The sequence below is a fragment of the Winogradskyella poriferorum genome (genome assembly GCF_036553625.1).
GTDB classification, from domain to species: domain Bacteria; phylum Bacteroidota; class Bacteroidia; order Flavobacteriales; family Flavobacteriaceae; genus Winogradskyella; species Winogradskyella poriferorum.
The window spans coordinates 997,705-1,022,255 of the sequence record NZ_JAZHOU010000001.1 but is presented as its reverse complement, the minus strand read 5'-3'; the positions used below and the strand labels follow the sequence as shown (position 1 = coordinate 1,022,255).

25 protein-coding genes are annotated in these 24,551 nt (G+C 33.0%); 5 read left to right on the top strand and 20 right to left on the bottom strand.

Annotated elements, in window-relative coordinates; translation table 11 throughout:
- Positions 1 to 57: 57 nt before the first annotated feature.
- From atpG to V1468_RS04535, 12 genes are all read right to left on the bottom strand, one after another.
- Positions 58 to 918 carry an ATP synthase F1 subunit gamma gene (gene atpG / locus V1468_RS04590; RefSeq protein WP_331809060.1) on the bottom strand — a complete coding sequence of 287 codons (861 nt, stop codon included), beginning with the start codon at positions 916 to 918 and terminating at the stop codon, positions 58 to 60.
- Positions 919 to 1,008: 90 nt separating this feature from the next.
- Positions 1,009 to 2,589 (bottom strand): F0F1 ATP synthase subunit alpha, encoded by a 1,581-nt coding sequence (gene atpA, locus V1468_RS04585; RefSeq protein WP_138432482.1) that lies wholly within the window; start codon positions 2,587 to 2,589, stop codon positions 1,009 to 1,011.
- A gap of 51 nt (positions 2,590 to 2,640) precedes the next feature.
- Positions 2,641 to 3,177, bottom strand: a complete 537-nt coding sequence (atpH, locus tag V1468_RS04580; RefSeq protein ID WP_331809059.1) for an ATP synthase F1 subunit delta — start codon at positions 3,175 to 3,177, stop codon at positions 2,641 to 2,643.
- A 6-nt stretch (positions 3,178 to 3,183) separates the two neighbouring features.
- A complete protein-coding gene (locus tag V1468_RS04575; protein ID WP_138432484.1) occupies positions 3,184 to 3,684 on the bottom strand; it encodes a F0F1 ATP synthase subunit B in 501 nt (166 codons plus the stop codon).
- A 95-nt stretch (positions 3,685 to 3,779) separates the two neighbouring features.
- Positions 3,780 to 3,974 carry an ATP synthase F0 subunit C gene (gene atpE / locus V1468_RS04570; protein ID WP_014032715.1) on the bottom strand — a complete coding sequence of 65 codons (195 nt, stop codon included), beginning with the start codon at positions 3,972 to 3,974 and terminating at the stop codon, positions 3,780 to 3,782.
- Positions 3,975 to 4,007: 33 nt separating this feature from the next.
- Positions 4,008 to 5,126: a F0F1 ATP synthase subunit A gene (gene atpB / locus V1468_RS04565; RefSeq protein WP_331809058.1), complete on the bottom strand. Its 1,119-nt coding sequence runs from the start codon at positions 5,124 to 5,126 to the stop codon at positions 4,008 to 4,010.
- Between the two features lie 88 nt (positions 5,127 to 5,214).
- The gene (locus tag V1468_RS04560) at positions 5,215 to 5,604 is read right to left on the bottom strand and encodes a DUF6168 family protein (protein ID WP_331809057.1); all 390 of its coding nucleotides are present in this window, start codon (positions 5,602 to 5,604) and stop codon (positions 5,215 to 5,217) included.
- Positions 5,604 to 5,852 carry an AtpZ/AtpI family protein gene (locus V1468_RS04555; protein ID WP_331809056.1) on the bottom strand — a complete coding sequence of 83 codons (249 nt, stop codon included), beginning with the start codon at positions 5,850 to 5,852 and terminating at the stop codon, positions 5,604 to 5,606. Before V1468_RS04555 ends, V1468_RS04560 begins: the two co-directional genes overlap by 1 nt.
- A complete protein-coding gene (locus tag V1468_RS04550) occupies positions 5,797 to 6,237 on the bottom strand; it encodes a bactofilin family protein (RefSeq protein ID WP_331809055.1) in 441 nt (146 codons plus the stop codon). The genes V1468_RS04555 and V1468_RS04550 overlap by 56 nt, the downstream gene beginning before the upstream one ends.
- A gap of 18 nt (positions 6,238 to 6,255) precedes the next feature.
- Entirely contained in the window at positions 6,256 to 8,871 is a 2,616-nt protein-coding gene (gene porW, locus V1468_RS04545; RefSeq protein WP_331809054.1) for a type IX secretion system periplasmic lipoprotein PorW/SprE, read from the bottom strand.
- A gap of 192 nt (positions 8,872 to 9,063) precedes the next feature.
- A complete protein-coding gene (locus V1468_RS04540) occupies positions 9,064 to 9,783 on the bottom strand; it encodes an ABC transporter ATP-binding protein (protein ID WP_331809053.1) in 720 nt (239 codons plus the stop codon).
- Between the two features lie 15 nt (positions 9,784 to 9,798).
- Complete coding sequence (locus V1468_RS04535; protein WP_331809052.1) at positions 9,799 to 11,277, bottom strand: DUF5687 family protein; 1,479 nt, start codon at positions 11,275 to 11,277, stop codon at positions 9,799 to 9,801.
- 103 nt (positions 11,278 to 11,380) lie between these two features.
- On the opposite strand from V1468_RS04535, the gene V1468_RS04530 reads away from it, so the two are divergent.
- The gene (locus V1468_RS04530; protein ID WP_331809051.1) at positions 11,381 to 12,439 is read left to right on the top strand and encodes a ferredoxin--NADP reductase; all 1,059 of its coding nucleotides are present in this window, start codon (positions 11,381 to 11,383) and stop codon (positions 12,437 to 12,439) included.
- A 34-nt stretch (positions 12,440 to 12,473) separates the two neighbouring features.
- Here V1468_RS04530 and V1468_RS04525 read toward each other — a convergent pair whose 3' ends face one another.
- Positions 12,474 to 13,508 (bottom strand): glycosyltransferase family 9 protein, encoded by a 1,035-nt coding sequence (locus tag V1468_RS04525; protein ID WP_331809050.1) that lies wholly within the window; start codon positions 13,506 to 13,508, stop codon positions 12,474 to 12,476.
- A gap of 43 nt (positions 13,509 to 13,551) precedes the next feature.
- Positions 13,552 to 14,160: a DUF4254 domain-containing protein gene (locus V1468_RS04520; protein ID WP_331809049.1), complete on the bottom strand. Its 609-nt coding sequence runs from the start codon at positions 14,158 to 14,160 to the stop codon at positions 13,552 to 13,554.
- 74 nt (positions 14,161 to 14,234) lie between these two features.
- Here V1468_RS04520 and upp point away from each other — a divergent pair, with 74 nt between their 5' ends.
- Positions 14,235 to 14,894 (top strand): uracil phosphoribosyltransferase, encoded by a 660-nt coding sequence (upp, locus tag V1468_RS04515; protein ID WP_331809048.1) that lies wholly within the window; start codon positions 14,235 to 14,237, stop codon positions 14,892 to 14,894.
- Here upp and V1468_RS04510 read toward each other — a convergent pair.
- On the bottom strand, positions 14,883 to 15,800 hold the full coding sequence (locus V1468_RS04510; protein WP_331809047.1) for a DUF6427 family protein: 918 nt from the start codon (positions 15,798 to 15,800) through the stop codon (positions 14,883 to 14,885). The genes upp and V1468_RS04510 overlap by 12 nt on opposite strands.
- A gap of 116 nt (positions 15,801 to 15,916) precedes the next feature.
- Between V1468_RS04510 and V1468_RS04505 the strand changes: the two genes are divergently transcribed.
- Positions 15,917 to 16,144: a DUF6341 family protein gene (locus tag V1468_RS04505; RefSeq protein ID WP_331809046.1), complete on the top strand. Its 228-nt coding sequence runs from the start codon at positions 15,917 to 15,919 to the stop codon at positions 16,142 to 16,144.
- Here the strand turns inward: V1468_RS04505 and purD are convergent.
- Positions 16,139 to 17,410 (bottom strand): phosphoribosylamine--glycine ligase, encoded by a 1,272-nt coding sequence (purD, locus tag V1468_RS04500; RefSeq protein ID WP_331809045.1) that lies wholly within the window; start codon positions 17,408 to 17,410, stop codon positions 16,139 to 16,141. The genes V1468_RS04505 and purD overlap by 6 nt on opposite strands.
- A gap of 84 nt (positions 17,411 to 17,494) precedes the next feature.
- Here purD and V1468_RS04495 point away from each other — a divergent pair, with 84 nt between their 5' ends.
- Both V1468_RS04495 and V1468_RS04490 read left to right on the top strand, forming a co-directional pair.
- Positions 17,495 to 18,805: a phenylacetate--CoA ligase family protein gene (locus V1468_RS04495; protein WP_408647349.1), complete on the top strand. Its 1,311-nt coding sequence runs from the start codon at positions 17,495 to 17,497 to the stop codon at positions 18,803 to 18,805.
- Positions 18,806 to 18,904: 99 nt separating this feature from the next.
- Positions 18,905 to 20,065, top strand: coding sequence for a glycosyltransferase family 4 protein (locus V1468_RS04490; protein WP_331809044.1), 1,161 nt, complete (start codon positions 18,905 to 18,907; stop codon positions 20,063 to 20,065).
- On the opposite strand, the gene V1468_RS04485 is transcribed toward V1468_RS04490, so the two are convergent.
- The 4 genes from V1468_RS04485 to V1468_RS04470 all read right to left on the bottom strand — a co-directional run bounded on the left by V1468_RS04485 (position 20,062) and on the right by V1468_RS04470 (position 24,545).
- The gene (locus tag V1468_RS04485; protein ID WP_331809345.1) at positions 20,062 to 21,354 is read right to left on the bottom strand and encodes an undecaprenyl-phosphate glucose phosphotransferase; all 1,293 of its coding nucleotides are present in this window, start codon (positions 21,352 to 21,354) and stop codon (positions 20,062 to 20,064) included. The genes V1468_RS04490 and V1468_RS04485 overlap by 4 nt on opposite strands.
- Before the next feature lie 235 nt (positions 21,355 to 21,589).
- Complete coding sequence (locus tag V1468_RS04480; protein WP_331809043.1) at positions 21,590 to 22,795, bottom strand: O-antigen ligase family protein; 1,206 nt, start codon at positions 22,793 to 22,795, stop codon at positions 21,590 to 21,592.
- Positions 22,792 to 24,009: a WcaI family glycosyltransferase gene (locus V1468_RS04475; protein WP_331809042.1), complete on the bottom strand. Its 1,218-nt coding sequence runs from the start codon at positions 24,007 to 24,009 to the stop codon at positions 22,792 to 22,794. Before V1468_RS04475 ends, V1468_RS04480 begins: the two co-directional genes overlap by 4 nt.
- Positions 24,006 to 24,545, bottom strand: a complete 540-nt coding sequence (locus tag V1468_RS04470) for a putative colanic acid biosynthesis acetyltransferase (protein WP_331809041.1) — start codon at positions 24,543 to 24,545, stop codon at positions 24,006 to 24,008. The genes V1468_RS04475 and V1468_RS04470 overlap by 4 nt, the downstream gene beginning before the upstream one ends.
- Positions 24,546 to 24,551 lie beyond the last annotated feature (6 nt).

The following is a 24,551-nucleotide window of genomic DNA, read 5'->3' as shown; positions in this document are numbered from 1 at the left end:
CTCTTTGAGTTGGGTTTTATTTTATATCACTGTGAATTCTTACAATCACAGAAACTATTAGTTGTTCAAGGCCTCTGCACCACCAACAATCTCGAGTATTTCGTTAGTGATTGCTGCTTGTCTCGCTTTGTTATATGTTAATTTTAACTGATCTCTAAGCTCTGTTGCATTATCCGTTGCCTTGTGCATCGCAGTCATACGAGCTCCGTGTTCTGAGGCAAAAGAATCTCTAATTCCCTTATACAATTGAGTTTTAAGAGACTTAGGTATTAAGGTTTCAACTATTTCTTGCTTACTTGGCTCAAAGATGTAGTCTAAGTTAACGTTAGCATCACTTTCAACAGGAACTATTGGTAAAAATTGTTCTGTCATTACAACTTGAGTTGCGGCATTTTTAAAGTGGTTATATACCAACTCTACTTTATCATACTCTCCGTCTACAAACTTATCCATTATCATTTGAGCTATAGCTGCCACATTATCGAAAGTTAAATCGTCAAAAACTTCACTTTTGTTAGCAATAACATTACCTTGTTTAACAAAAGCATCATTAACTTTTTTACCTATTGTAAGGATAGAAACGTCTTTACCAGCATATGTATCTGACAACAGCACATTAACTTGTTTTATGATATTAGAGTTAAACGCACCAGCTAAACCTCTGTTCGAAGATATAGCAACAATAAGCACCTTTTTTACTTCTCTTTGCTCAGCAAACTTACTTCCGCTATCAGCATCTAATGTAGCGCTTAAGCTTTGAAGTAATTCTGTTAACTTATTAGAATAAGGACGCATTGCAGTAATAGCATCTTGAGCTTTCTTCAATTTAGCAGCAGATACCATTTTCATAGCACTAGTAATCTGCATCGTTGAAGATACCGAAGATATTCTATTACGTATTTCTTTTAAGTTTGCCATTTTCTCTTTTTTGTCATTCTGAATTTAGTTCAGAATCTTTATAAACCTAAATTAGATCCTGAAACAAGCTCAGGATGACAATTAATATGATTAAGCTTTAAACTTCGCAGAAAGATCTTTTGCTACTTTTGTTAAAGTATCAATAACCTCATCTGTTAATTTACCAGCCTTTAATGTATCTAAAGTATCTCTATGCTTAGCATTTAAGTACTCTATATAATCTCTTTCAAATTCTTTCACCTTCTCTACAGGAACATCTCTTAATAAGTTCTTAGAACCAGCATAAATGATTGCTACCTGATCTTCTACAGTAAATGGATCGTTTTGAGCTTGCTTTAAAATCTCTACGTTACGCTTACCTTTTTCAATTACGTTTAATGTCGCAGCATCAAGATCAGAACCAAACTTAGCAAACGCTTCTAATTCACGGAATTGTGCTTGGTCTAATTTTAATGTACCTGCTACCTTCTTCATTGATTTAATCTGAGCAGAACCACCAACACGAGATACAGAAATACCTACGTTAATTGCAGGACGCACACCAGAGTTAAATAAATCTGACTCTAAGAATATCTGACCATCTGTAATAGAAATTACATTTGTTGGAATATAAGCAGAAACGTCACCTGCTTGTGTTTCGATAATTGGTAATGCAGTTAAAGAACCACCACCTTTTACGATTGGCTTTAATGACTCTGGTAAGTCATTCATATTTTTAGCGATTTCGTCATCAGCAATCACTTTTGCAGCACGCTCTAATAATCTAGAGTGTAAGTAGAAAACGTCACCTGGATACGCCTCACGTCCTGGTGGACGACGTAATAATAAAGATACCTCACGATACGCAACGGCTTGCTTAGATAAATCATCATAAACAATTAAAGCAGGACGACCAGTATCTCTAAAATACTCACCAATTGCAGCACCTGCGAAAGGAGCATATACTTGCATTGGTGCAGGATCTGAAGCATTTGCCGCTACAATAACTGTATAAGCTAAAGCACCTTTATCTTCTAATGTTTTTGCAATGTTTGCTACTGTCGACGCTTTTTGACCTACAGCAACATATACACAGAATACAGGCTCACCTGCATCATAAAATTCTTTTTGATTTAAGATGGTATCGATACAAACCGTAGTCTTACCTGTCTGACGGTCACCAATTACCAACTCACGCTGACCTCTACCTACAGGAATCATAGCATCAATAGATTTGATACCTGTTTGCATTGGCTCATCTACTGGCTGACGGAAAATTACACCAGGTGCTTTACGCTCTAATGGCATTTCGTATAAATCACCACCTATTGGTCCTTTACCGTCTATTGGGTTACCTAGTGTATCAACAACTCTACCAACCATTTCTTCACCTACTTTAATAGATGCAATACGATTAGTACGTTTTACTGTTGCACCTTCTTTAATCTCTTTTGAAGGGCCTAATAATACGATACCAACGTTATCTTCTTCAAGGTTAAGTACGATACCTTCTAAGCCACCTTCGAATTCTACTAATTCTCCGTATTGTGCATTAGAAAGTCCATAAGCACGTACAATACCATCACCAACAGTTAATACTGTTCCTACTTCGTTTAATGAAGCACCTGCTTCAAAACCTGAAAGTTGTTGTTTTAAGATTGCTGATATTTCAGCTGGTTTTACTTCTGCCATTTTATTTATTATTTAATGCTCACTTCGAATACGCTTGGTGACCACATAAATTTAGTTTAATGTAAATTCTCTTTTTAAATTATTTAGTTTGTTAGCGATACTTGCATCATATTGCAAATCACCAACTCTTAGGATAAAACCTCCTAAAATAGATTCATCAACTGTGTTTTCTATTTCGGTAGTTTTTCCTGTAAGCTCTTTTACTTTAGCCAACACTTTTTCTTCTAATTCCTTAGTTAATGGTGTTGCTGAAGTTACCTTAGCTATTTGTGTATCCCTTAACTGATCGTATAATTGTGTGTATTTATTGGCAACATCACCTAATAATGCCACACGATTATTTGCAATTAAAGTATCTATTAAGTTTGTTGTAGCAGCATTAGTATTTTTAAACACTGAAGTTAATACTGCTTTTTTGTCTGCAGATCTAACAATAGGATTTACCAAAACTGCATTTAACTCACTGCTTTCTGCAATAGCATTTGCAATTTGCTTCATATCAGTATTAACAGCTTCAGCCACCTTATTGTCGGTAGCTAAACTTAGTACTGCTTTTGCATAACGTATTGCTGCTCTAGATTCTGCCATCTATAATTAGTTTAAAGTGGTTTCACCTAACATATCTTCAACAAGTTTTAATTGCTTGTCTTTGTTAGATAACTCTTCGCGTACAACTTTTTCTGCAATCTCTATAGATAAACCAGCTACATGACTTTTTAATTCTGCCATAGCAGCTTTCTTTTCAGTCTCAATAGCAGCCTGAGCTTGCTCTATCATTTTGCCAGCTTTTTCTTGCGCTTCGTTAGTAGCATCAGAAATGATTTTATCTTTCATCTCTCTTGCTTCCTTTAAAAGTGCTTCTCTTTCAATACGCGCTTCTTTTAATAAACGCTCGTTATCTGCGTTTAGGTTTTCCATCTCTTTTTTAGCATTCTCAGCTGCATCTAATGCACTTTTAATACCTTCTTCTCTATCATTTAAAGAGTTAAGAATTGGCTTCCACGCAAACTTCACCATTAAAAAGATTAATAGCAAAAACAGTATTGTTTGTACTATAAATAATCCTGGTGAAAAATCGTTTAATAATTGCTCCATTATATATTTACTTTGATTTTTTTAATTTTTGTAAAACACGCTCCTGCAACCAACCGTTGCAGGAATTCGTGTTTATTAGTTTACATTTTCGATTCTTATTTTCCTAAGAATAAAGCACCGAATGCTAAACCTTCTAATAATGCAGCGATAATAATCATCGCAGTCTGGATCTTACCAGTTGCTTCAGGTTGACGCGCAATACCTTCCATTGCACTTCCACCAATTTTACCTAATCCGATACCAGCACCGATTACAATTAAACCTGCACCTACTAAATTTGGAACTGTCATAGCCAAATAATTTAAATTAATTAAACAAATCTATTAGTGATGATCGTGCTCTTCAACAGCCATACCTATAAATAATGCTGAAAGCATTGTAAAGATATAAGCCTGTAAGAACGCAACCAGAACTTCTATTAACGTGATAAAGAATGACAATACAAGCGACAAACCTGTCGCTCCTACTGTACCTAATTCATTCTTTAATGTGAACATAATCGCAATTAAACTCATTACTACAATGTGACCTGCTGAAATGTTCGCAAACAAACGCACAAGTAACGAGAATGGTTTAATTAAGAAATGTCCAGCTAATTCTATTACTGCCAATACTGGTTTTACAAAAATTGGCACTCCTGGCATCCATAATACGTGTTGCCAGTAATCTTTTTTAGCACTAAATGTGTATATTATTAAGGTTAATACCGCTAAAGCTGCAGTAACTGCTAACTGACCAGTTACGTTAAAACCAAATGGCATTAAACCTACTAAATTCATTATCCAGATGAAGAAGAACACTGTTAATAAGTAACCTGTAAATCTTCTGTAATGTTTATCTCCAATGTTTGGTCTTGCGATTTCGTCACGCACATAAACCACAAGTGGCTCTAATACTCTACCAAAACCTGTTGGGATACTTTTATTTTTATATTGCTTTGCTAATCTAGAGAACCACAATAACATTAATAGACCAATAATCAAAATACCAAACACACTCTTTGTAATAGAAAAATCTAATACCTTGTGAGCGTTTATTGGGTGATGGTGGTCGTCAAAATTAACTGTAGTTGCACCTTCTTCTAATTCGTAAATTTTGCTGTGAATTTTAACAAATCTAGAGTCATTTTTCTCTACAATAACATGACCAGCATCATCATGGTGAAACGCAGAAGACATAAATGTTGTTAATCCATTTTCTCCCCAAACAATTACAGGAAGCGGAAAACCAACATGCTTTCTTTCACCATCGCTAGTGTATGAAAACAAATGAAAGTCGTGAGAATCTTTTAAGTGATGAAGGATGTAATCTTTAACCTCTTGCTCAGTATCTACAATTCCTCCGTCTTGCGATTTTACAGGATCACTAGCATAACCAAAAAATGTTGTTAACGCTAATACAATCAGTAAGTAAGATTTGATAGGTTTGTTTGCTATCTTCATTTTTTTCTTTTGAAAAATATTACTCTAGATAAATTCGGCGCAAAAGTACATAATTTATTAACAATTAAACCAATTTTATTGAGATAAATTAGAAAGAAGTTTTGTTTAGGATTTTTGCTACCAAAAACACCTCTATAAATAAGAAGATTGCCATAGGAATAATTAGTGCAATTCGTTGAGCATTAGTAAGGTCTACAGCAAAAACAGACTTATAGAAAATGACCGCAAAAACTGTGATTTTAAAAATTATAGTGCCTAGATAAATAAAGCCTAGCTGTTCTTTAATTTTGTTAATAACGCTTCCTACTTTGAATAAAAAACAGATAACTAAGGAAAAAAGCACGAAAAACAGATATACTTTTTTTAATGAAAAAGGGAGGAAAATGTTTTTTTCTTCAATAAAATTACTGTGAAGTAAATAGGTTGATACTCCAGCAATAGTAAAAATCAGAATGTAAGTGATTAGATTTTTAAGCATTACTCTTTAGAAACTTTTATAACCTGAGCAATTACCATATACATTGATGCAAAAACAGCCAACAATGTAATGCTCGGTTCAAATTTGTCTGAATTGTATTTAGAATCTAACCACATACCTAGTAGATTACCTGCATAAATGGTAAGTCCCATTTGCAACGCAACACCTGTAAATCTTATAAATTTATTGTATTTACCCTTGTTGTCTTTGGGTGATTTGTTCTGGTTGTTTAAGTTTTGCCGGTTCATTAGGTAATGCTTTTACAGTGCCTTTCATACTACAAGTGGCATTAAAGGTTGCTCCTGGTTCTACTGCCAATTTACTTGTGTGCACCTCCCCTTCAATATGCGCAGTAGACTTTAAAGATAATGTGCCAGATAAGATTAATTTTCCAGAGAACTTGCCTTCAAAATCAGCATTCTCTCCTTGTAATGTCCCTTTAATAAAACCTGATTTACCAATAACCACCTTACCCGAAGTTTTTACATTACCTTCAACAGTACCATCAATTCTAAATGGCCCTTCACTAGCAATGTCACCAACTATCTTGGTGCCTTGTGCTATTATGTTTTGTTGTGTACTTGTTTCCATACTTAATGCGTATTTAGATTTTTTATTGTCTGAGGAAAACATTGTTGATTTGGTATTAATTTATTCTAATTTGAGGTATGCGTTTAAGTTTTTATGACGTTGAATAATAGCATAGTTAGGAGATGAAATAGCAAAGTACTCTTTTGTAATCTTAGGTTTTACTGGTCTACCTCTGCTATCTCTTTCATCTGTTTGTAATAATTGAGCAAAACCACTTGCTCCTTGTATACTTGTAAGACCATGTACTACAACAAATGTTGTGTTTTCATCATATACATCAATTGATGTTGTTAGGTCGAAATATTTAATCTTTTTCTCAATCTCTTCGTTGAGTGTTTTTACAAAAGCATCGATATCCTCTCCTGAACCATTTTCAAATTGATATACTACGTTGAAGTGAGTAGCCTTATCATCTTCTGTAAATTCTTTTTTTGCTAAAACAGGAATGGCATTTTGAAGCAACTCTTGCGCTTTTTTCCCCTCCTCTGTATTTGGATACGTTAATGCTATGTAATCTATTCCCTTTTTATACTCTTCAAATCCGTATAGACGTCCTTTGGCAGAGGCTTTTAAAATTTCAAACTTCGGTAAGAAATCATCTCCTTCTAAGCGTTTTATTTGTATGTTAGACTCAGTAATAACCTCAGCATATTCTTCATTCTCAAATTTCTTGTACAGATTTGTATAGATAAATTCCGGACTGTTTTCATCTTTTGATAATTCGGACTGAGGATTTAGTATTATCTCAGCATAGCGTGAATCTGGATAGTTAGAAACAATATCGTTCTTCATTGCTTCTGCCTTGTTTGACATGCCTAACTCTGTATATATTTTATACAAATTGTATTTAGATGGCAATATAAGTCGCTCCTCTGGGTCGTTTTGCAATAAATCCTCAAACCTTGATTTAGAAAGTAGAAGTTCTTTGAACTTCTCTCTATAAATAATGCCCAGTTGGTAATACGCAAAGTTTCTTTCTTTAGAAATACTATCTAAAACTTTTTGATCTGTAGGCAATGAAGCGATATAAACATCAGGATTGTACTGATCTTCTTTTCCTGTAATTGATGATACACTTTCTGTTTTTCCTGAATTCGTTATTCCTGCTTTTTCATTAGATAACCTCCAATTATCTTGAAGTTTTCGATCTCCCCAAAGTTTTATAAACTCATTTTTTCCATAAGCTACAGTGGTAGAGTTATAAAAGTAAAAACTGCTACCATTATCATTCCCTTTTGAAGCAAAAGCACCTGGCAACCCTCTTGGATTTAAGTTTGCCCTAGAAGTTTTATTATTTGACGCATTAAGCGCTAAATTTTGTCTAGACGCTTGCTTCTCCACCTCTTCCTCTTTACGCTTTTCCGCTTCTAAAGCTTTTTCTTTTAGTTCTTCTGCATACTTGGTGTAAATGGCTAACTGCTCTTCTTTTGGTAAACTAACCATGTAAAGAATACTGTCATTTACTTGTGCTACTCCTTCGTAATAAATAACATCATCTAAGTTTTCGCGCTTACGTTTTAGAATTCTATAAGGTTTGGTGTTTGGGGTCATTGCTGTAAGTGTACTATCGTAGTAAGCTCCTGCTGTTTTGTACACGTTCTTATCAAAATACATGTTCCCTACGGTCTCGTAATTAAGCGCCCTTAAATACTTGTCTGATGTAATTTTTCGTAACGATTTATTGTAGTATACCTCTGCTAAACTATCTGAAGCTTTATTACGATGAAATTCCGCTATTCGGTAATAAATCTTATCTAAGAAAGGTCTGTTTTCTCGGTTTTCTTCTAGATCTGTTAAGTACTCTAAAAACTCAACTTCATTACCTTTATCAGCATCAAAATTATAAGACTTTTCAAGATGAGCATTAATGTAAAACGCTCTAGGAATTTGTCTATGCATATCTATAATGACATCAAATTCCATATTGGCACTGTCCTTTTCCTCAAACTCATTGTAGAGTTGCCCTCTTATATAATGAAAGCGTGCCTTTTCGCTTTTTACTTTAGTATTTTCAGCAGCAATACCTAATAAAGTAATTGCACTATCTTTAGCTTTTATATTAATATACGCCTGAGCTAAAGTCGCTGTGGCATCTGCTAAATCTTGGTCTTCTAACTCTTCTTCTTCAAGTAAGCGCTTTAATTTTTTAATAGCGCCTTCATTATTATCTAATCGCATATTAGATTTTTCACGCCAAATCTTTACTTGGTTAATCTTATCGCTTGTAGGATACTTATTTAAAATGTTATTGAAAGCCGCTAAAGCAGGCACAAAACGCTGATCGTAATATCTTGCCTTACCTAATAACAAATAAGCTTCATCTATTTGCGGATTTTTTTCTTTCCCGTTAATATTCATACCGTGCTTTTGAATGGCTTTAATGGCCTTTTCCTCTGCACGTTCAAAATCAGCATTTTTAGATTGTCCTGGTAAGAAAACATCTTCACTTACTTGCATACGCTCTACTGGCAATAACTCCCAGAAGTTTTCAGTGTAAGCATCATTTACAGCGAGCTTACCTCGGTCTAAAGCAATGTTACCATTATATAGAATGTTGTACTTTGTACCTAAGGCATGAAAGTTTCTATTGATAAAAGTGTCCTTTTTTCGTGAGCAACTTTGAGCAATAATCACTACCAAAAAAAGATATAATATGTGCTTAATTTTGAATTTCAACGTTGTTTCTATTTAATGAATAGATAACTAAATTATAGCACATTTAGTGTGCTAAGTGGTAAAAATACGCATCTTTTTGAATTTATAATGTTATTACATCGTTTTTCGGGAACAGACAAAGTTCACCTAAACAAAAAAGCCTGTGAATTTTTAAATCTTCACAAGCTTTTTAAAATTGATTGATTGGGTAATTTATTCTTCTTCTTGAGCAGCCATACTGCCAGAAAAATGAGCTTCAAGTTCTTTTAAGGTTGTTGGATTGGTTTCCAAATCTTTTACAATATTTCCTTTTTCTAGCACGACAATACGTTCGCAAACATCTGTAACGTGCATTAAATCGTGACTAGACACCAAAATAGTAACACCTTGTTTTTTTGCTAAGTCTTTGAGAATTTGCTTTAAACGTATTTGGGTTGTTGGGTCTAAATTGGCAAATGGTTCATCTAAAATAATAACCTCAGGATTTCCTATAAGCGCAGCTACAATACCTGCTTTCTTTTGGTTTCCTTTACTCAAATCGCGCAAGTATTTTTTCTTCCCAAGGATTTCTCCGTTAAAGAAATCTTCAAATTGAGACGTTAATGCATCGACATCTGCTCTGTTTTGCCCTCTTAAATCACCTATAAAATAAAAGTATTCTTCTGGTGTAAGATATCCTATTAAAAAGCTTTCGTCTATAAATGCAGATGTAAAAGGTTTCCAATCTTCACTTTTATCTACTACAACATCGTTACTTGTAATGCTTCCTGTCGTTGGCTTTATTAAATCTAGCAGCAAACTAAAGTAGGTGGTTTTTCCTGCTCCGTTATTACCTACTAAACCAAAACTTTGGCCCTTAGGAATATTTAACTCTTCGATATTTAAAACGGTTGTTCCGTTATATGTTTTTGAAAGGTCTTTTGTATGTATCATGGTTGTGTTGTGTAATTAGTTATCTTGACTAAAGGCGTCAATCATTTTGTATTTTGAATCTAAGTAACGTTGCGTAATGGATTTCATGAGTTTTTTATGAAATACTATGCCTGCAACACCCAATAAAATGAGTAATGCTATACCGGCTTCAAAACCGACTAACCAGTTCATAAGCGCAAAAATACCCATTGGTAAAATCATTAATGGTAAACCAATAATCCACTGTACTGCTCCTGTACCTTGATAGTTAAATGCTGCACGCTGATTGAGGTCTATTTTCTTTCTGTTGAAAGATCCACCATATAGCATTATATGAGAATTAACTCCAATATTATATATGGCTGCTGCAAAATGTGCAATCAGAATTTTCCAACCAAAATATACATATGGAATACTCAAAACAAACATAATCACTACACTAAGTATCATTAATACAAATTTAGATCTCAAGTATTGTTCATACTTAATGTTCTGACTCATTAGCATTTTGTAATAACCGCTATCCCAAGCAGGAATGAATTGTCCAAAGTTTATTAAGAAAATTCCTGTAACGAATATACCGATGAAAGGAAACAACCAAACCATATCTCTATATATTGGTTGCGGATAGAAAAATAAACCATAAACGAGTCCTATGACCATTATAAATACTGATGACTTTGTGCGTTTATTTCTCCAAATTAACTTTAAATCTAACTGCATAAATGGCGCAATATCTCCAAAACGATTGGTCCAAGATAAATCTGCTGCCTTAACCTCTGTAACCTTAGATTTTAATCCACTATCTAAAAATAGTTTTTCTCTTAAAATTTTAAAATTGAAAGCGTAAGCTATCGCTAATAATGCTATTGGAATTAAGATTAAAGCTGGATTGTTAGAAATACCCATAAAAGCATTACCGACCAAAGACGTCATTGATACAATATTGAAATACTCTAAACCATATAGAACACCAACAGTTGCTAATAATGGTAAAAATGGTAAATCGGTTTTTGAGGATAGCGCTTCAATAATAAAGTTTAGGAAATTAATAATGAGTACCACAATTATTAATGCAAACATCCAAGGCAGTATCTGAGAAGCTTCGTAACCCTCCTTAATAAGCATTATGCTAAATGGAATAATCGCAAAAAGTGGCAAAAAGTTAAAAAACGACAGTGCAGATTTACCCAACACAAAATGTACAATGGTAGAGCGTTTTATTGGTAACGTTAGTAATGGTTTTACACTCATTACCGGTAGCTTTTGCAAAAAGAAACGCATCATGAGGTCTACCATAAGCCAGTAGAATAAAAGTCCGTTAGCTATTACAAATGGGTCTTGATCTGGATATGTTTTCTTCAAAACAAAAAGCAATCCAAATCCTAAACTTAAAAACATAACAATAAACCATAATGCAAAAAAGACTAATAGAACATTTAACCCTAAACTCTTTTGCCAGTACGACGAACGGAAATACTGTTTCCATTCTAAATTAAGAAAGTGCTTTATCATATTTGTGGTTAGTTTTTTCTATTAGTAAACTTAAACGTTAATTTGTTACAAACAAATTTAACTATACAATCATCCTTCCTTATTTTTGCAGAAAATAATAGTAATGGCACAATTTCATACCCTAAAAATAAAGTCAGTAGAAAAAGTTACCGAACATGCTGTAGCGATCTCTTTTGAAATTCCTGATTCCTTAAAGGCTAATTTTGCTTTCAACGCAGGACAATACATCACACTAAAAACCACAATTAATGGTGAAGACATACGTCGTGACTACTCTATTTGCGCATCAAAAAACAGTGGTGATTTAACCGTTGCTGTAAAATCGGTTGATGGTGGTACATTTTCCGTTTATGCTAATACAGAGCTAAAGGTAGGAGATACTATTGAGGTTGCTGAGCCTAACGGTCGCTTTGTCTTTGAACCAAACGAAGCTAAAACAAGAACAGTTGCTGCCTTTGCTGCTGGTAGTGGTATTACACCTATTTTAGGCATTGCTAAAACACTACTTGAAGAAGAACCGTTTAGCAATTTTATTTTGGTTTATGGTAATAAATCTTCAAAAGACACGATGTTTTTTACCGATTTGGTAGAAATGCAAGCCAAGTATGGTAATCGTTTTCATGTACATTTTATATATAGTCAATCTCGTGAAGAAGGTGCTTTGTTAGGACGAATAGAAAAAAGTACTGTTAATCTTATGGTCAAAAATAAGTACCAAGGTGTAAACATTGAATCTTTTTACTTGTGCGGACCAGAAGCCATGATTCATACTGTAAAAGACACATTAGTTGAAAACGGCATTAAAGAAAAGGCTATTTTCTTCGAGTTATTTACAGCACCTGTTGTCGCAGAAAACGAAAATTCGGTTGAAGATTTATCTGGTAACACCAAAATAAAAGTATTAGTAGATGATGAAGAGTTTGAGTTTGAAATGTCTAAAGAGCAATCTATTCTTGAAGCGACTCTGAAACAAGATATTGATGCTCCGTATTCTTGCCAAGGTGGTATTTGCAGTAGCTGTATTGCACGCTTAACTGAAGGTGAGGCTAAAATGAGACAAAACAATATTCTTACAGATAACGAAGTGGCTGAAGGCTTGGTATTAACTTGCCAGGCGCACCCTACATCTGCAACTATTGTTGTGGATTATGATGATGTATAATCTAGATACTTAGATTTTTAGACCTATTAGACTATTAGATTCCTGCCTTCGCAGGAATTACAGACTTTATTTTTGACACAATAGCCTCAAAAGCAACACTTCCTGCTGCGTTTTCGTAGCCTTCAGGATATTTATTGCCGTAAATCGATGTTGGAATTTTTGGATATTGGTCGCGATCCGCTGTAAGTTGAAAATCTTCAGGTTGATTAAAGGGTACAAAACCAGCGAAAGGGTGGGTAACTCCCCAAATCGTAATCACTTTTACACCAAACATTGCAGCTAAATGGCCATTCCCAGAATCCATGGCAAGCATCAATTCTAAATTTGAAATTAGTGCCAATTCATCTTTAAAATCAAGTTTTCCTGCAACAGAAACCACATTATCATATTTCGCTTCAAAGGTATTAAGCGCTTCTATTTCTCTATCTCCACCTCCAAATAAGATAACCTTATAATCTTTGGACAATTCCGAAATAACCGCTTCCATGTTCTCTAGTGGATACATTTTACTTTCGTAAGCTGCAAATGGAGCAATACCAACTAAAGTTTCATTAGTACTAATTCCTAAGTCTAAAACGGCTTTGGATAAAGGCTTTGCTTTTGGATATTTTGGCTGAGACAAATCAATCGGAAAATCCAAAGTCTTAAAAACATCAGCATAGCGTTGGTGTGTGGTTTTTAGTTGTTTTACTACTTCACCAGAAACTAAAACCTTCTTCTCTGCTCTTCCCTTATCTATCTGAATTACTTTTTTTCCGAAGAAAAACAATTTCAAAATTTTACTTCGTAAAACGTTGTGTAAATCTGCAACAACATCAAAGCCTAACGTTCTAAGTTCTTTTGATAGTTTATAAAGCCCTAAAACGCCTTTGTGTTTGCCTTTAAGATCCGCGACATATACCTCAACATTTGGAATGTCTTCAAAAAAAGGTTTAAAAAACGCTCTGGTAACAACCGTTACTTTTACTTGCGGATGTTGTAAGGTTAATGCACGCAACACAGGCACTGTCATAGCAACGTCTCCCATTGCCGAAAACCTTATGACGAGTATGTGAGTGGCTGCTGACATTTATTTCAGAATAGAGATCCTGAAACAAGTTCAGGATGACAACTTATTTTTGCCCTCTTAAAACAGGATTCAACTCATCGTCGTTGTACATTTTCATTTGTTTGTAAACTTTCATGTACTTATCTCCGTTAGCTATATCTGTCAATAAATCGTCAATCGCTGTGCTAAGGTCTTTACGTTGTTCTAGTAAAACGTCTAATTTCTTTTGGCAAGCTGCTTTATGATCTTCTGTAGCGTCCTCTCTCACAGTTTCTAGATGCATATGGTAGATTTTTAATGCCAAAATAGAAAGTCTGTCTATAGCCCAAGCAGGACTTTCAGAATTGATTTTTGCATCTGGCTTTACCTCAACATCTTTGTATTTGTCTAAGAAATAGCTATCAATATATTCAACCGTATCGGTTCTGTCTTGGTTAGAAGCATCAATCATACGTTTTAGTTTTAATGCTGCAACAGGATCGATATTTGGGTCTCTAATAATGTCTTCGTAAGCCCATTGTACAGTATCTATCCAACATTTTCTGTATAATAAATGAGCGATTAGATCTTCATTTTTATCATACTTATTTGTAAAAGGTTGTTCTACCGTATTTAAAACTTTATAGGTTTTAATAACATCTTGAAATATACTGTTTGCTTTATCTGAAAACATATCGAATTATTTAGTTTGAATATGCAAATATACTTTGAATTATTAACTTAGCCATTCAAGAAAAACACTTCATTATGCAAATTCATAACCTTTCTGAAAGCCCTTCAATTTTAAATACTTTTATGTCTGAAATTAGAGATGTGAACATTCAAAATGACCGAATGCGTTTTAGACGAAATATTGAACGTATTGGTGAGGTTTTGTGTTACGAATTAAGCAAGTCACTTCATTTTGAAACTCACACCACTAAAACACCTTTAGGAAATCATGATACAACATTGTATAAAAACGATATTGTATTATGCTCAATCTTAAGAGCTGGAGTTCCTCTACATAGTGGCTTATTGAATTATTTTGATTCAGCCGAAAACGCATTTATTTCGGCTTACAGACATCATAAACACAATCCTGAAAGTTTTGAAATCATTGTTGAATATTTAGCCTGCCCGAGTCTAGAAGGTAAAACTCTAATTCTTGCAGACCCGATGTTAGCCACAGGACAATCCATGGTAGCAACTTACGAAGCACTTAAACCTTTTGGCACACCAAAAGATATACATTTGGTTAGTGTTATTGGCGCACAGGAAGGTGTGGATTTTGTTGCTAAGCATTTTGATACAAATGCACACCTGTGGATTGCAGATATTGATGATACACTAAACGAAAAAGGTTACATTGTACCTGGTTTGGGTGATGCAGGTGACTTGGCGTTTGGTAATAAACTACAACAATAAACTAATAATAGGTACTATTATTAGTAATGAAATAAAGACTTCTTTAAACCATTTTTCTGAAACCACTTCTATATAATTTGCCATAATTATAGAAAATGGCGCAAACAGAAAAATGAACTCACTTCCATTTTTTACTGGTGCAATTATGGCTATTAAAATGGCTATAACCGATGACCAAGCTATGAGAAAAAAAGAAGGTTTTAATTTTTTGTTTTTGTCTTGAATATTTTTGAAAAAGTAAATCAGCGTCCAAACAAGCGAAGTAAATAAAACAGTCAGCTCTAAAATAAATTCACTACTGTTATAAACAGAATAATCTACACTTGCATAACGACTAAAATTAGTAGGCTTTATGTAAGTATCATGAACAATGATATTGTAAGCGACAAGTAATAAGATTACAGTGGCAACACCAACAAAAGGGATAATAACATTCTTTAAGTTGTTTTTTGAATGGTAGATTAATGCTACAATTACAACGGCAAAGAACAAAACAGACCAAAAGTGAAATAACGTAGCCATCATAACCCAAAAACCAGCATCGAAAAACTTTTTCTTAGTATGGAGGTTTGTTTGCAAACTAATAAGGCGTCTCAATGCAAAAAGCACAAATAAATTAGCAAAGAGCAGATCTGAATATCTTAAAGCTTCTGGAAACAATCCAAACAGTAATCCAAACGTCATTATTGCATAACCATTTTTTTTAGTAAGGTTATTTTTTGAAATGATAAAGTCTAAAAGAAAAACAAAAAAGACTGCTACTATTAGCCTTACAGAAGTTTTTAAAGCCGTACTTACATCTGCAAATAGTTGATTAAAATTAGAAGTTACAAAAAGGACAATAACAAAACCAGCAACCATTATAAAGTTTATAGGCTTAGATTTACTAAAAATGCTTGTAATCATTTACTGTTTTTGTATTTTTGCTATCCAATTGAGCCTTTCGTCTAATTAGTGAAGCTAAATTGGATGTGAGTATAAATATAATTTAAATCTCGCTAGCCGAGTAAATTTATAAAGTTATGAAGGATTTCTTTTACGCAATACAAGATTTATTTGTCAACGTATTATTTGCACCATTAGATTATTTAAGAGAGCTAGAGCTTTCTTCTTGGTTTGCTGCAAACACTATGTCATGGATTTTTATGGCTATTGGCTTTGTTGCATTTGTTTATTGGATGAAGCAATTAGCTAAATTCAACGCTAACAACGAAGAAGATAAGAGTATTTCTTCGCACTCTTATTTATAAGTCAAAACCAATATCTTTACGATAATACATCTTATCAAAATGTAGATTTTCTATATTTTGATAAGATTTTTTTATGGCTTCTTGGTACGTATCGCCATAAGACGTTACAGCCATAACACGACCACCAGAAGTTACCACCTTACCATCTTTATCTTTTGCTCCTGCATGAAATACGATAGAATCTTCAATCTTTTCTAGTCCTGTAATTTCTTTACCTTTTTCGTAAGCTTCTGGATAACCTCCAGACACCAACATTATTGTTGTTGCAGCACGCTCATCTATATCTATAGCAACGTCTGCTAAGGTACCATTTGCCATAGCCTTAAAAATAGTTACCAATTCGGTTTTTAATCTTGGTAAAACGACTTCCGTTTCAGGATCTCCCATTCTTACATTATACTCAATAACTTTTGGGTCGTCACCAACTTTAATCAGTCCTATGAAAATGAAACCTACATATGGTAAGTTGTCTTTTTGTAAACCTTCAACTGTTGGCTTAACGATTTGATTTTCAATTTTACTTAAAAAATCGTCTGTTGCAAATGGTACTGGAGACACAGCTCCCATTCCACCTGTATTTAAGCCTGTATCACCTTCTCCAATTCTTTTATAATCTTTAGCCGTTGGAAGTATTTTGTAATCCTTTCCATCTGTAAGTACAAAACAACTCAACTCAATACCGTCTAAAAACTCTTCAATAACAACTTTAGCACTTGCATTACCAAACTTTGCATTTACGAGCATATTGCTTAATTCTGCCTTTGCTTCGTCTAAGTCATTAAGAATTAAAACCCCTTTTCCGGCAGCCAAACCGTCTGCTTTTAAAACATATGGTGCATTTAGAGTTTCTAGAAACTTGTGTCCTTCTTCTACATTGTCTTTGGTAAAACTTTGATATGCTGCAGTTGGAATATTATGACGCGACATAAACTCTTTTGCAAACTCCTTAGAACCTTCTAGCTCAGCAGCAGCCTTTTGAGGGCCAATTACTGCAACATTTTTTAACGCTTCATCTTCCAGAAAAAAGTCATGCACACCTTGTACTAATGGATCTTCTGGACCAACAACAACCAATTCTATATCATTAGCTATTACAGCATCTTTAATGGCTTTAAAATCGGTAACCGAAAGGTCTAGGTTAGTTGCTATTGCACTTGTACCTGAATTTCCTGGTGCAACATAAAGGTTAGTGCATTGGTTGCTTTGCGCAATTTTCCATGCAAATGTATGTTCTCTTCCGCCAGATCCTAAGACTAAAATATTCATGATTGTGTTTTGTTTGCGCAAAAATAATTGGTTTTACGATGAAAAAACAATTAATTTACAGAAACCTTTTGGCCTTTATTCATCTTGCAATTATTCGATTTTTCATTAAAATTCAATGGCTTTGATATTAACAAGGCAAAATCTGCTTTGAAAGACATTAATGCGCTTAATGAAGAGGCATTTATTCCTTATTTAAACAGTAAACGGCAAGACATTTTAGATTTTCATTTAGAAAATAATGACTTTTATAAATCATTTGTAAAATCGGCAGATGTTGCTAGTTGGAACTCAATACCTGTTATGACCAAGCGTCATTTACAACAGCCCTTAGAGCAACGCTTAAGCAAAGGTTACACTGCAAATTCTGTATATGTAAACAAAACCTCTGGCAGCTCTGGAGATCCTTTTATTTTTGCGAAAGACAAATGGTGCCATGCACTTACTTGGGCAGAAATAATGAATCGTTTCGGTTGGTTTGGTATAGATTTTAACACCTCTAAACAAGCTCGATTTTATGGGATTCCTCTCGACAAAAAAGGCTATTATAAAGAACGTTTAAAGGATTGGTTTAGTAATCGTTATCGGTTTTCGGTTTTTGATTTAAGTGATAATGCTTTTGAAAGCGTATTAGCCAAGTTTCAGTCTACTCCTTTTGACTATATCAATGGTTATACAAGTCCAATAGTGCAATTCGCCAAATTTCTTAAAAGAAAAAAGATCGTTTTAAAATCTGTTTGCCCAACTTTAAAAGTCTGCATAGTCACTTCTGAAATGCTTTTTGATAATGACAAAACACTATTAGAAACACAATTTGGAGTGCCAATTGTAAACGAATATGGAGCATCTGAATTAGACCTCATTGCCTTTCAGAATACCGAAGATCAATGGCAGGTTAATAGCGAAACGCTGTATGTTGAAATTTTAGATGACAATGACAATATACTGCCTTATGGGCAAGAAGGGCGAATTGTAATTACCTCACTTTACAACAAAGCGCACCCTTTTATTCGATATGATATTGGAGATATTGGGATTTTAAGTGAAGAAAGCACCTTACAAAAGCCTATTCTAAAAAAATTAATAGGTCGTACTAACGATATTGCTCGCTTACCAAGCGGGAAAAAAGCTGCTGGACTAACCTTCTATTACATTACAAAAAGCGTTATTGAAAATGATGGTAATGTGTCTGAATTTGTAATAGAGCAATCAGAATTGGATGCTTTTAAAATAAAATATGTGAGCAAAAATGCGCTCTCTAATGATGAAAAAGAAACGATTAGTAAAGCAATGATTCAATATTTAGAGCCGGAAATTTCTATTACTTTTGAGCGTGTTGCAAAACTAGATCGTTCAAAATCCGGGAAACTAAAGCAGTTTACATCGTTCATAAATTAAGCCTATGAAAGCCCATAATGGGCATTTGGAAAATAAAAGTTTTTACCAACCATAATAATTAAATAATTAAACCTGTGGTTCTTATAAATTATTAAATAGATGAAAAATATAATGATAATAACGAGTTATTTCCCACCAGAAATTGGTGCGGCTTCTAACCGTATTTTTCATTTAGCTGAAGGCTTACAATCTGACTATAATGTTACTGTTGTTACTCCTTTACCAAATTATCCTACGGGTAAAATTTTTGATGCTTACAAGGGTAAATTCAAAGTAAAGTCTCAAGAAAACAATATTAATATTGTTAGGCTTTGGCTATATGCAAGTAAATCTAAAAACAAATTTGTTAGGTTGTTTGCTATGCTATCTTACAGTATGAGTTTGGTTTGGTTTTTTATGTGGAATAAAATTCCTGATAAAGTAATTGTTCAATCTCCACCGCTTTTGGTTGCTTTTACTTGTATGCTTTTTTTAAGATCTAAAAAACGAAAACTCATCTTAAATGTTAGTGACCTTTGGCCTAGTGCTGGTTTTGAACTTGGCGCTTTAAAGCAAGGTTTTAGTTATAAATTGTTGCAAAAGCTAGAACGTTTTAATTACAAATCTGCTGATTTAGTCTTAGGACAGAGTAATGAGATCTTAACTCATGTTGGTAAGATTACCTCTAAACCGGAATTGTTTCTTTATAGAAACTATCCAAATATCAACAGACAAAACATTACTGAAACATCCTTAGATAATGATACTTTGAAGATTGTATATGCTGGTCTTTTGGGTGTTGCACAAGGTATTTTAAAGCTTTGTAAAGAACTTGATTATAGCAATATAGAACTACATATCTACGGTTCTGGCGCTGAAGAAAACGACATCAAAACATTTATTGAAAATAATAAAGACCTCCCTGTACACTTTTATGGAAGGGTTGATAGAGCTGAGCTTTATAGTGAGCTTAAAAAGTACGATATTGTGATTATTCCGCTATTAAATAGAATTTATGGTTCTGTGCCTTCAAAAATATTTGAGTACGCTAAATTAGGCCTACCTATGCTTTATTTTGGAGGAGGTGAGGGTGAAGATGTAATTAATGAGAATAATTTAGGGTGGGTTGCTAAAGCAGGTGATTATTCTCATCTTAATTCAACAATAAAATCTATAGAAAAAGAAAAACTGAATGTTGATTTAAAACAAAAGATTCAACAAACAGCTTATAAAAATTTTGATTTTAACACTCAGCTAGAATTACTAAAAAGAGAACTCTAATATGCTTTTTCTTCTCCTTTTATAGCATTAACAAACGTTTGTGTGATAATTTTTATATCGAGTAGTAGTGACCAGTTTTCAATATAAAAGATATCATATTTTACACGCCCTATAATATCTTTGTCTGTTTCTACCTCTCCTCTAAAACCACTTACTTGAGCTAGACCTGTGATGCCTGGCTTTACAAAGTGTCTTACCATAAATTTATCAATTTTTTTGGCATACATATTTGTGTGACTCACCATATGTGGTCTAGGTCCAACAACCGACATATCGCCGAACAATACATTGAAAAACTGAGGAAGTTCGTCTATACTGGTTTTCCTAATAAATTTACCAACTTTGGTAACGCGTTGATCTCCTCTTGTAGCTTGATGCAAATTAGCTCCCTTATTAGGAGTCATAGACCTAAATTTATAACAATCGAACTCCTTGTAATTGAAGCCATTCCTAGATTGTTTAAAAAATACTGGGCCTCTTGATTCTAGTTTTATCAGTATAGCAATGATTGGTGTAAGCCATGATAAAATAAATACAATTACAATACTAGAAAATAAAATATCAAACGTACGTTTTATAATCATATTTACTGAATCCTCTAATGGAATATTGCGTAAAGTGAGTATGGGAATATAATCGTAGTACTCATATCTCAATTTTTTAGAATAAATCTCCTTGCTATCTGGAATAAACTTTAAAATTTTAAGATTATTATCCGAAAAATCTACTATGTCTGCTATCTGAGCATTGGTAAGCTCTGATATTGAACAATATATTTCATCGATTCCCTCCTTTAATATATAATCAAAGCATTCAGTTAAAGAATCTGCTTTTTTTCTGAAGTTAAATGTTCTTTTGTGTAGGTAACCATATTCCGGATTCTTGTTAAAAAAATTCTCAAGCGCTAAGGTTTTTTTATTGTATCCAAAAATCACTGTAGACCTATAATTTCCTCCAAAAGAAACTCGATACTTTTGAAGGAGATAGTATACGGTAAATTTTAATATTCCAATTATAAAAAAACAAAGCAATGTATATTTTACAATCGGTCTTGGATAGATATTTAACTCATGGTATAACCCAGAAAAAGCAAATACAAATAGGCAGAAAAGTATCAGTTGCCTTAATATAAGTGATAAAATATTAACAGGTCTTGTATATCTATATACCTCATAAAACTTTGAGTAAACAGATAATAATATCCACCCTATAGAAATATATAGTGAAAAAATAAGGAGGTTTTGTTTAGGTAATAAATATAAAAAACCTATCCCGTTTATAATACTCAAATCTATTAAGTAAGATATTGGTCTTAAGTAGCCTGAATATCTTCCGTGTTTAAATAAGCTCAATCTTTAAAATTGATTTTATAAAATTAGTAGTGCAAAAATAACTGCCTTTTTTGAATATAATCTAAAAAAATGTAGTTATAAATAATAATTATAACAAAAACTAATTCAATCTTATACAAAAAAGGTCAGTAGGCCATAAATATACTAATGAATAGTAATTTTTTTTAAAACTTTAATCATCTTCTATGTTCTTAAAAGAATAGTAATTGATTAAAAAGGAAAATAAAATAACCCCATTCTGCCTTTCTAAAACATTTTCAAACAGAAAATTTGTAGTATAGAAGATTAAAATACTTAAAAAAATAATGTTTTTAGAATTTAATGCAGCTCTATAATTATATAATAAAAACAAAAAGAAAGAAAGCAAACCCAGTGTGCCAAATCTTAATAAAATCCCTAGGTATTGATTATGGGTATTAAATTTATTCTCATAGAGGTAATAAAGATTTTCTTTATAGCAGTCGTAAAGTTCTTTTCTATCCCTTCCTATGCCGTAACCCAAAATTGGCTTTTGTTTTATTAATTCTACAGCACATTTATATATCTGAATTCTATTGTTTGTTGAATTTGTTTCATTTTTTTCGACATAAGTTTTTGGATTTAAGACCTCAAAAACTCTTTTTTTTATGGGTTTAACTAATAAAATAATTGTAATAGCCGAAACAATCGCTCCAATGCCTAATTTCATAAACAAACTCTTTCTATTAGAACTTTTGTATAGTTTATATAAAACAGGTATTAATGCTAAACATAATGCAAAAACAGGTCCTCTTCTAGATAAAAAAAGAATTGTAGCGAAAACAATAAATACAGCAATTAATAATACTATTTTTTCATAATACTTGCTTATATTAAGATAAATATTATATGAAAACAGAATAGCAATACTCAACGCTATTGATATGTATATTGGGTGATCTGCCAACAACGGAAGTTTATTTGTTAGTTTAGACAAACAGTAGCCATATGTTTTGACCCCTGTAAAATAGCCTAAATTCATAAAATAAATCAGTATTATTAATGAGAATAATACTGCTGAAAACACAAACACCTTCTGCATCAAAATCTCAACTTTTTTATTGAATATTTCTTTATTGATTATCGCAAAAATTAGAGGTAACACTATAATTGACAATCCTGTTTCTAACTTCTTTGGTGTTTGTTCTGGATCAAAGTAAAGTAAAAGACTTAAGAGATAAATAATGAACGGAAGTGCATTTATTAGAAATAATTTTAATGTTTTTATTTTTGGATATTGAGGCGAAGTTATTACAGCTATTAAGGCAAACAGAATAACAAGAATCCCTCTCTTTTCTGAAGGAATCAGAATAAAAAGAGAAAACAGAATTAAACTAACTTTTAGAAGCTTTTTTTTCATTTAAGCAAACTATTTATCTCTTTTATAAAATTATCTAAAACAACGTGTTTTGAATAATTATCTATTACAAAGTTCTTGGCAGATTCACCCAACTGTTTTTGAAGACTTTTGTTCTCTTTTAACTCTAAAACAGTCTTTTCCATTTCATCAATTTGATTATTACTAAAATAAAAACCAGCTGACGATTTATCAAATATTTGTTTTACTTCAGATTCCATATTACCAGTAACTAATGATGGTTTACCACTACCCATCATACCCAAGATTTTTGATGGCATTACTGTATCTATGACATCGTCTTTTTGAAACAATACATGTAAGTCTGCACTTTTTAACATTTTAGGAAGATCTTCAAATGGTACAGGCTGATAATAGCTTGCAAAATCATAATCATTCAGCTTAGATTGTACTTGTTTTCTGTTTGCTCCCTCACCAACAACCACAACTTCTACATCATCATGCCCTTTTAACTTGTCTAAGAAACTGAAAAAAACCTCCCAATCTTGCTTTGCTCCTATATTCCCTGAATACAATATTTTAAATTTACCTGCATCGTTAAGAAATGGATGAGCCTCTTCAAACTCCATTTGGAATTTACTTGTATCTAACCAATTTGTTAGGTAATAACCTTCTCTAGAGACTTTGCTTTTTAGCTTACTTAACATACCATTGCTAATAGTGCTTATAACATCTGCCTTTTTTAGTAAAAACCTTTCTATATTAAATAATAGCTTAAATATTTGCGCCTTATTTTTGCTAATCAAACCAGATTCAAAAGCTGCATCAAATTCAAAATCTTGTATATGTACCCATAATCTGGATTTGTGTTTTCTCTTTAACAACCATCCCAATAGTATACCAGATGTAAAAGGAACAATAGAAATTACAAGATCTGGTTTCTCTACTTTTTTTAAGTTAAAATAACTTCCTTTAGTAAAGCTAATAATATGCTTTATTCTTTTAATAAAGGTTGGGTTCTCTGGCACATATTGTTTGTAACGGTAAACTTTTACACCATTAATCTCTTCAAATAAGAACTTATTTTTATCTATATAGTCCTTATTTATTTTCCAATGAGGGTAATATGGAAAGCCTGTTATTACAGAAACATTAAACCCTTTACTGCTTAGGTATTCAGCCTTTTGGGTAGAATATAGTCCTATAGCACTATCTTCAGGGTAATAGTTTACACCGATAATAGTTATATTCTTCATCTTCTTTTTATCATTTTGCAAGGAGAACCTACATTCACTGTTCCTTCTTCAACATCTTTTAATACAGTGCTACGAGAACCTACGACAGCTTTGTTTCCTATTGTAAGTCCTGGTGCTACAAATACGTCTGTAGCTAACCAACACTCATCGCCAATTGTTATTTTTTTTTGATAAATAGGAAAACTAATATCTGTATAATCATGAGATCCTGTACATATGTATGATCTTTGGGAAATAACCGTATTAGAGCCAATTTCTATTTCTCCTAAAGAGTACAATACTACTTCATCTCCTATCCAAGAATTATCTCCTATTTTCACTTTCCAGGGATAAGTTATCTGAACGGAAGGTCTGAGTAAAACGTTTTTACCAATTTGTGCTCCAAAACTTTTTAGAAGAAATCTTCTCCAGCCATAAAGAAATTGTGGTGAAGGTTTAAATAAAATTGAATGTACCAGCCACCACAACTGTACTACAACAGCAGAACGCCCTCTAAACCCTTTGGGGTTTTTGTATTTACTTAAATCTTGTTTCATTGTCTT